7 protein-coding genes and 1 pseudogene are annotated in these 7,962 nt (G+C 63.2%); 1 reads left to right on the top strand and 7 read right to left on the bottom strand.

The window, feature by feature from the left end; all coding sequences use genetic code 11:
- A partial coding sequence (rpoD, locus tag IV091_RS12795) for an RNA polymerase sigma factor RpoD (protein ID WP_293469303.1) occupies nucleotides 1–1,257 on the top strand: 1,257 nt, incomplete at its 5' end.
- A gap of 85 nt (nucleotides 1,258–1,342) precedes the next feature.
- Here the strand turns inward: rpoD and IV091_RS12790 are convergent.
- The 7 genes and pseudogenes from IV091_RS12790 to IV091_RS12760 all read right to left on the bottom strand — a co-directional run.
- The gene (locus IV091_RS12790) at nucleotides 1,343–2,056 is read right to left on the bottom strand and encodes a YebC/PmpR family DNA-binding transcriptional regulator (protein ID WP_293469301.1); all 714 of its coding nucleotides are present in this window, start codon (nucleotides 2,054–2,056) and stop codon (nucleotides 1,343–1,345) included.
- A 188-nt stretch (nucleotides 2,057–2,244) separates the two neighbouring features.
- Nucleotides 2,245–3,327 (bottom strand): aldose epimerase family protein, encoded by a 1,083-nt coding sequence (locus IV091_RS12785; RefSeq protein WP_293469299.1) that lies wholly within the window; start codon nucleotides 3,325–3,327, stop codon nucleotides 2,245–2,247.
- 119 nt (nucleotides 3,328–3,446) lie between these two features.
- Entirely contained in the window at nucleotides 3,447–4,415 is a 969-nt protein-coding gene (locus IV091_RS12780) for a tripartite tricarboxylate transporter substrate binding protein (protein ID WP_293469297.1), read from the bottom strand.
- A 36-nt stretch (nucleotides 4,416–4,451) separates the two neighbouring features.
- Nucleotides 4,452–5,333 (bottom strand): 2-hydroxy-3-oxopropionate reductase, encoded by an 882-nt coding sequence (glxR, locus tag IV091_RS12775; RefSeq protein ID WP_293469295.1) that lies wholly within the window; start codon nucleotides 5,331–5,333, stop codon nucleotides 4,452–4,454.
- Nucleotides 5,334–5,374: 41 nt separating this feature from the next.
- Complete coding sequence (gene garL / locus IV091_RS12770; RefSeq protein WP_293469293.1) at nucleotides 5,375–6,157, bottom strand: 2-dehydro-3-deoxyglucarate aldolase; 783 nt, start codon at nucleotides 6,155–6,157, stop codon at nucleotides 5,375–5,377.
- A 39-nt stretch (nucleotides 6,158–6,196) separates the two neighbouring features.
- Nucleotides 6,197–7,636 (bottom strand): aldehyde dehydrogenase family protein, encoded by a 1,440-nt coding sequence (locus tag IV091_RS12765; RefSeq protein ID WP_293469291.1) that lies wholly within the window; start codon nucleotides 7,634–7,636, stop codon nucleotides 6,197–6,199.
- Between the two features lie 98 nt (nucleotides 7,637–7,734).
- Nucleotides 7,735–7,962 (bottom strand): annotated as a pseudogene (locus tag IV091_RS12760) (UxaA family hydrolase); the annotation flags it as partial.

Below are 7,962 nucleotides of genomic sequence, written 5' to 3'. Positions count from 1 at the left end.
GACGACGGCAAGGGCGGCTCCAAGGCGCTGACCAAGAAGCTTGAAGAGCTGAAAAAAGAAGCCCTCAGCCGCTTTGACACCGTCGCGACCCTGTCGGAAAAGGTCCGCAAGATCTATGAGAAGGAAGGCTACGGCACGCCGGCATACGTCAAGGCCCAGAAGGCGCTGAGCGATGAGTTGATGACGGTGCGTTTTACCGCCAAGACCATTGAAAAGCTGTGCGACCTGCTGCGCGGCCAGGTGCTGGACGTGCGCAAGAAAGAGCGCGAGCTGCGCCGCATCATCGTCGAGAAATGCGGCATGCCGCAGGAAACCTTCATCAAGGACTTTCCGCCCAACCTGCTCAACCTCAAATGGGTTGAAAAACAGGTCGCAGCCGGCAAGCCGTGGTCAAACGTCATGGCGCGCAACATTCCGCCCATCCAGGAACTGCAGACCAAGCTGGGCGAGTTGCAGGCGCGCGTGGTGGTGCCGCTGCACCAGCTGAAAGACATCAACAAGCGCATGAACGAAGGCGAGTCCAACTCGCGCGACGCCAAGAAGGAAATGATCGAGGCCAACTTGCGCCTGGTGATTTCGATTGCCAAGAAATACACCAACCGCGGCCTGCAGTTCCTGGACTTGATCCAGGAAGGCAACATCGGCTTGATGAAAGCCGTGGACAAGTTTGAATACCGCCGCGGCTACAAATTCTCGACCTACGCCACCTGGTGGATTCGTCAGGCCATCACGCGCTCCATCGCGGACCAGGCCCGCACCATCCGTATCCCGGTGCACATGATCGAGACCATCAACAAGATGAACCGTCTGAGCCGCCAGCATTTGCAGGAGTTCGGCTTTGAGCCCGATGCCAGCGTTCTGGCCGAGAAGATGGAGATTCCGGAAGAGAAAATCCGCAAGATCATGAAGATCGCCAAGGAGCCGATTTCCATGGAAACGCCGATTGGCGACGATGACGACTCCCACCTGGGCGACTTCATTGAAGACGGCGCCAACACGGCACCGCTGGAAGCGGCGATGCAGGCCGGCCTGCGCGATGTCGTGAAAGACATCCTGGACAGCCTGACGCCGCGCGAAGCCAAGGTGCTGCGCATGCGTTTCGGCATCGAGATGTCCACCGACCACACGCTGGAAGAAGTCGGCAAGCAGTTTGACGTGACACGCGAGCGGATTCGCCAGATTGAAGCCAAGGCCTTGCGCAAGCTCAAGCACCCCAGCCGCAGCGACAAGCTGCGCAGCTTTATCGACACGCTGTAAAAACCAGCCCGTCGCCAACAAAGCGGCCAGCGCCTTTCACAAGGCGCTGGCCGCTTTTTTATGGGCAAATTTTGAGACGGCTGCCTTAGCCCGCCAGGCCCGCAAAAATATTCTGCACATCGTCATTCGCATCGATGGCGGCCAGGAAGGCCTCGACTTCTTCCAGCGCCTCGGCGCTCAAGCTGGCGGGGTCTATCGGGTTCTTGGCCTTGTAGCCCAGCTTGGCGGACAGGACGTTGAAGCCTTGGGCTGGCAGCGCGCGGCTCACCAGGTCCAGGTCGGCGGGGTCGGTCAGGAAGGTCGTCGTGCCTTCTTCCTCGCCCGGCTCAAAGTCCTGCGCGCCCGCTTCAATGGCGGCCAGTTCCGCATCGGCGCCTGGGGCTGCGGGCTCGGCTTCAATCATGCCCACATGGTCAAAATCCCACGCCACCGAGCCCGAGGTGCCAAGCTGCCCCTTGCGGAACAAGACGCGCATTTCAGGGGCGGTGCGGTTGACATTGTCGGTCAGGCATTCCACCATCACCGGGACGCGGTGCGGCGCATAGCCTTCGTAAATCACGTGTTCAAAGTGGACCGCCTCGCCAGTGAGCCCAGCCCCTTTTTTGATGGCGCGGTCCAGGGTTTCCTTGGGCATGGAGACTTTGCGGGCCTGCTCCACCACCAGCCGCAGCCGCGCGTTGGAAGCCGGGTCGGCCCCGCTGCGCGCCGCAATCATGATGTCTTTGGCCAATTTTCCAAACATCCGGCCCCTGGCATTTGCGGCCAGTTCCTTGCCTTTTGCTTTCCACTGTGCGCCCATATTGGAGATTCCTTGGTGTTGTGGCGCTTCAACGCGCCTGGCTTTGTTCGGGGTGATCAGGGCATGCGGCCTGTTTAGAAAAACGCGGCGCATGACCGATGAGGGACTGAAGTTTATACACCCATACGCATGGCCTGCGGGTAAGCGATGCGGGCCTTGTGTTCCGGCCCCTGGCCTTGGCGGCCGCATCAGTCGGGATCGGTGCTGAAGCGGTAAACCGTGGAGCCGGTCCTGGGCTGGCCCGGCAGGTAAACCGCCGAGGGAAAGTCCGGGCAATTGGGCGCATTCGGGTAGCCCTGAGGCTCAAAGCACAAGCCTTGCTGCGGAAAATAAGCTTGGCTGCTTTTGCCCGGGCCGCCCGGCAGCGCCTGGAGCGGCAGCAGCCCGGTGTAGAACTGCAGGGCCGCTTCGGTGGACCAGACCTCCATCACCCGCCCGGTTTTCGGCGCCTTGAGGCGGGCGCACAAGGCAAGTCCTTCCGCCTCGGCGCGATTCACCAGGTAACAGTGGTCATAGCCTTGCAGTTCATCACAGGGTATCCGGGCGTCCAGTACCGTAGGCTGGCGAAAGTCAAACGGGGTCTGGCCCACCGGCAGCAACGCCCCTGTGGCCACCAGATCGGGCGTCATGCCAAAGTAGCGATCCGCAAAAATGGTCACTTCATGGTCCAGCGCGCTGCCGCTGGACTCGCCGTTGAGGTTGAAAAACGCGTGACTCGCGAAGCTGGCGACCGTCGGCTTATCGAGCGCCACCGCTTCGTAGTCCAGCACCAGTGCATTGTTTTCAAGCAGGCGGTAGCTCAGGCGAAGCGCCAGCGCGCCGGGAAAGCCTTCTTCCCCGTCAGCAAACACATAGGTCATGTCGACGCGGGAGGGGCTGGTTTGCAGCGCATCGAACACCCTGAACCGCGAACCCCTGAGCCCGCCGTGCAGGCAATGCGGTCCGTTGTTGGCGCCCAGCAGGTGTTGCGTTCCGTCCAGCGTGAGGCGGGCATGGCCGATACGTCCGGCATAGCGCCCGATGAAGGCACCCATGGAAGGCGAGCCGCCCATGACGCCTTCCAGGCTGTCATAGCCCAGGACCACGTCATCCAGACGGCCCAGCCGGTCGGGCGCCAGGATCTGCTCGATCCTGGCGCCGTAGTTGGTGATGCCCGCGACCATGCCGGCGGCGTTGCGCAAGGTGAACAGGCGGACTGGCTTGCCGCCCACCTCGCGCTCAAACCGCGCCGGGTCCAGCAAGCGCGGCGATGAAAAGGCGTTGAGGTTCATGGTGAATGGTGCGTGGCTGGCTGCCGACGGGCTAGCCGCGGCGGCGCCGTTTTATCAATGAAATAGGGCTCCAGCCTATACCAGACGGGCACGCATAGCTATCAAATCAGGATTTTTCTTCAGTCCAGCTTGATGCCCGCTTCGGCCACGACTTTGGCCCAGCGGGATTTTTCTTGCATAAAAAAGGCGTCCTGTTGAGTCGGCGCCATGGTCACGACCTCGGCACCCTGCCCGGCCAGCTTGGCGCGGATGTCCGGATGGCGGATGACCTTGATGAGCTCGGCATTGAGCCGGCTGACGATGGCGGCGGGTGTGCCGTTGGTCACCAGCATGCCCTGCCAGGTGCCCGACTCGAAACTGGCCAGGCCCTGTTCGGCCAGCGTCGGCACGTCGCCGATCAGCGGCATGCGGCTGCCTTTGGAAACGCCGAGGATCTTGAGTTTTCCGCTCTGGACAAACGGCAAGGTGGCCAGCATGCCGTTCATCAGGATCTGGGTCTGGCCCGCAATCGTGTCGGTGATGGCCTGCGAGCCGCCCTTGTACGGGATGTACTGCCACTTGGCGCCACTGGCGCGCTCGACCGCCACGCCGGCCAGGTGCGGTGCGCTGCCCATGGCAGTCACGGCAAAGTTCAACTCTTTCTGTTTGGACAGCGCCACCAGTTCCTTGAGGTTGTTGGCCGGCACCGACGGATGCACCACCAGCAAATGCGGCGAATACGCCAGCATGGTCACGCCGCGCAAATCCCTGGACGGATCGAATGCCAGCCGGGTGTAGACCGAGGGGCTGATGGCCAGCGCGCCGGTGTCGCACAGCAGCAGGGTGTAGCCATCGGGTGCCGACTTGGCGACGTAATCGGCGCCCAGGTTGCCGTTGGCGCCCGCCTTGTTTTCCACGATGACCGGCTGCTTGAGCGCCTCCGACAGGGGCTGGGCAATCGACCTTGCGATGATGTCCGAGGAACCGCCCGGCGGGTACGGCACCACGATGCGGATCGGTTTGGCCGGCCAGTTGGGCGACTGCGCGCTGGCGGCGCCCATGCCAAGCGCCAGTGAAGCGCCTAAAAGATCACGTCGATTGAGGGTCATGCTTGTCTCCTTGATGTCATGAAAGCTGTGGCGGGCTCAGGCCACCGTGTGGTTGGCCATGATTTCCAGGCTGCGCACCAGCGCCGAATGGTCCAGGTCCTGCATGCCGTTGGCGGCGCAGACCTGCATCAATTGCGCCGCACCGGCGGTTTGCGGCAAGGCCACGCCCAAGGTGCGGGCACCGGCCAGGGCCAGGCTCAGATCCTTCTGGTGCAGGCCGATGCGAAAGCCCGGGTTGAAAGTCCGCTTGATCATGCGTTCGCCATGCACTTCCAGAATGCGCGACGCGGCAAAGCCGCCCATCAGCGCCTGGCGCACCCTGGCCGGGTCGGCGCCGGCCTTGCTGGCAAACAGCAGGGCTTCGCCGACGGCGGCAATGTTCAGCGCCACGATGATCTGGTTGGCGACCTTGCAGGTCTGGCCGTCGCCGTTGCCGCCGACCAGCGTGATGTTCTTGCCCATCAGTTCGAACAGCGGCTTGACCTGCTCGAACGTCGCCTCGGGGCCGCCGACCATGATGCTCAGGCTGCCGGCCCTGGCACCGACTTCACCGCCGGACACCGGCGCATCGAGGTAGTCGCAGCCCAGGGCATTGATTTTCCCGGCGAATTCCTTCGTATCCATCGGCGAGATGGAACTCATGTCCACGACGGTCTTGCCCTGGCGCAGCCCGCTGGCCACGCCATCGTCGCCGAACAGCACCTTGGCCACATCGGGCGTGTCGGGCAGCATCAGGAAGATGATGTCGGCTTTTTCGGCGACTTCCCTGGCCGAGTTGCAGGCCGTTGCCTGGCCCGTCAGCAACTCTGCGGGTACGGTGCTGCGGGTGTTGAGGAACACTTCGTGCCCCGCCGCGATCAGATGCGCCGCCATCGGCGCGCCCATGATGCCCAGGCCAATAAATCCAAGTTTGTGCATGGCAATATTCCAGTTAAAAATTTAAAAAAGGGGTTGGATGCTCAGTCGCGGTAACGGTCGCACAGGGCCTGCGTGGCCGACCGGAACGCGCCCAGGTCGCTGCCGACGCCGACAAAGGTCGCGCCCATTGCCAGGTAACGGCGGGCGTCTGCCTCGACCGGCGCCAGGATGCCAGAAGGCTTGCCGCAGGCCTTGGCATCGGCAAATACGGCGGCAATGACCGCCTGCACATCCGGATGGCCGGCGTTGCCGATGTGGCCCATGCCTGCGGCCAAATCGGAAGGCCCGACGAAAAGGCAGTCCACCCCGTCCAGTGCGGCAATCTCGCGCGCAGCCGCCGCAGCGGCCAGGCTTTCGATCTGCACCATCACGCAGATATGCGCATTGACCGTCGTGAAATAGTCAGGAATCGTGCCGTAGCGGTTGCTGCGCTGCGAAACAGAGACGCCGCGAATGCCCTGCGGCGGGTAACGCGTGGCCGCCACCGCGCGCCGGGCCTCGTCAGCGTTTTCAACGAACGGAATCAGGAAGTTGTAGAAACCGGCGTCCAGCAGGCGCTTGATTTCCACCGCGTCGTTGCAAGTGGGCCGCACTACCGGCGCGCTGACGCTGTCTTTCAGCGCCATCAGCTGCGGAATGAAAGTGGACACGTCGTTGGGCGAATGCTCGCCGTCGAGCAATATCCAGTCAAAACCGGCCACGCCCAGGGCTTCGGTGGTGATGGCATTGGACAGCGACGACCAGCAGCCGATCAGCTTCTTGCCGGCCAGCAGGTCGCGCTTGAGGCTGTTGGGAAAACTCTGGTACGGGGTGGCTGGTGTCATGGAGGGCCTCTTTTCAAGTTTGGGTAGGGTCAGGTCGGGTCAGGCCAGCGTGTAGGCGGTCTTGACGACGGTGTAGAACTCCTGCGCATAGCGGCCCTGCTCGCGCGGCCCGTAGCTCGAACCCTTGCGGCCACCGAACGGCACGTGGTAGTCCACGCCGGCTGTCGGCAGGTTCACCATGACCATGCCGGCCTGGCTGTGGCGCTTGAAGTGCGTGGCGTATTTCAGGCTGGTGGTGGCCACGCCCGCAGCCAGGCCAAACGGCGTGTTGTTGGCTTCAAGCAGCGCTTCCTCGTAGCCCTTGACACGGATGATGCTGGCGACCGGGCCGAACACTTCCTCGCGGTTGATGCGCATGCCGGCCGTGGTGTCGGTCAGCAGCGCGGGCGCCATGAAAAAGCCGTCGGTCGCGAGCTTGAGCCGCTCGCCGCCGGCCAGCAGCACGGCGCCTTCGGCCTGGCCGATGTCCACATAACTGAGATCCTGCTCCAGTTGCGCCAGCGACGACACCGGGCCAATGTCGATGCCGGCGGCCAGCGCGTCGCCGACCTTCAGCGTGGCCATACGCGCCTTCATGGCTTCCACGAATTTCGGGTAGATGCCGTCCGTGACGATCAGCCGGCTCGACGCCGTGCAGCGCTGGCCGGTGGAGAAGAACGCGCTTTGCACACTCAGTTCGACCGCCTGCGCCAGGTCGGCGTCGTCCAGGATGACCTGCGGGTTCTTGCCGCCCATCTCCAGCTGGACTTTTTTCAGGTTGACGGCGCACTGCTGGGCAATGCGCGCGCCCACACCCTGCGAGCCGGTAAAGCTGATGGCGTCCACGCCCGGATGGTTGACCAGCGGGTCGCCAATCACGCTGCCCCGGCCCATGACCAGGTTGAACACGCCGGCCGGAATGCCGCTGCGGCTGATGATCTCGGCCAGCGCCCAGGCGCAGCCCGGCACCAGGTCAGCCGGCTTCATCACGACGCAGTTGCCATAGGCCAGCGCCGGGGCGATTTTCCAGGCCGGAATGGCGATAGGGAAATTCCACGGCGTGATGATGCCGACGACGCCGACCGGCTCGCGGGTGATTTCCACGCCAATGCCAGGGCGCACCGAGGGCACGACTTCGCCCGTCAGACGCAGGCATTCGCCAGCGAAGAACTTGAAGATGTTGCCGGCACGGGTGGCCTCGCCAATACCTTCAGCCTTGGTCTTGCCTTCTTCCCTGGCCAGCAGCGTGCCCAGTTCCTCGCGGCGCGCCAGGATTTCGGTGCCGATCTTGTCCAAGGCATCGGCCCGGGCCTGGATACTGGACACGGACCAGGCGGGAAAGGCGGCGCGGGCGGCTTGCACGGCGGCGTCGAGCTGCTCGGCGCTGGCCTGCGTGTACTCGCCGATCACGTCGGACAAATCGGACGGGTTGATGTTAGGCGTGTAGTTGCTGCCAGCCAGCCATTGGCCGCCGATCAGGTTGTCGTGTTGTTGGGTCATGGTTGTTTGTTGAACAGGTTGGTTAAAAAGTGGAAAGTGTCAGCTTGCCGTGCGTCATTACCGCGCAGGCGGGAATGACGGCGGTGTTGCTTCGTGTGTCATGTGACTGGCGCCGGGTTGAACAGCACCAGCGCGTTGTGCAGCTTCCAGTGCTCGGCCCAGGTTTTCTTGCGGCCGCTGGCCACGTCGAGCATGAACTGGAACAGCTCGCGGCCGACGTCTTCAATCGTGGCATCGCCGTCGGCGATGCGCCCGGCGTTGATGTCCATCAGGTCATGCCAGCGCCGGGCCAGGTCGGTGCGGGTGGCCACCTTGATCACCGGCAC

The sequence above is a fragment of the Polaromonas sp. genome, from assembly GCF_018780625.1.
In the GTDB taxonomy this organism is placed as follows: domain Bacteria; phylum Pseudomonadota; class Gammaproteobacteria; order Burkholderiales; family Burkholderiaceae_C; genus Polaromonas.
The sequence above is the reverse complement of the archived record's forward strand: the minus strand, read 5'-3'. Positions and strand labels throughout refer to the sequence as shown.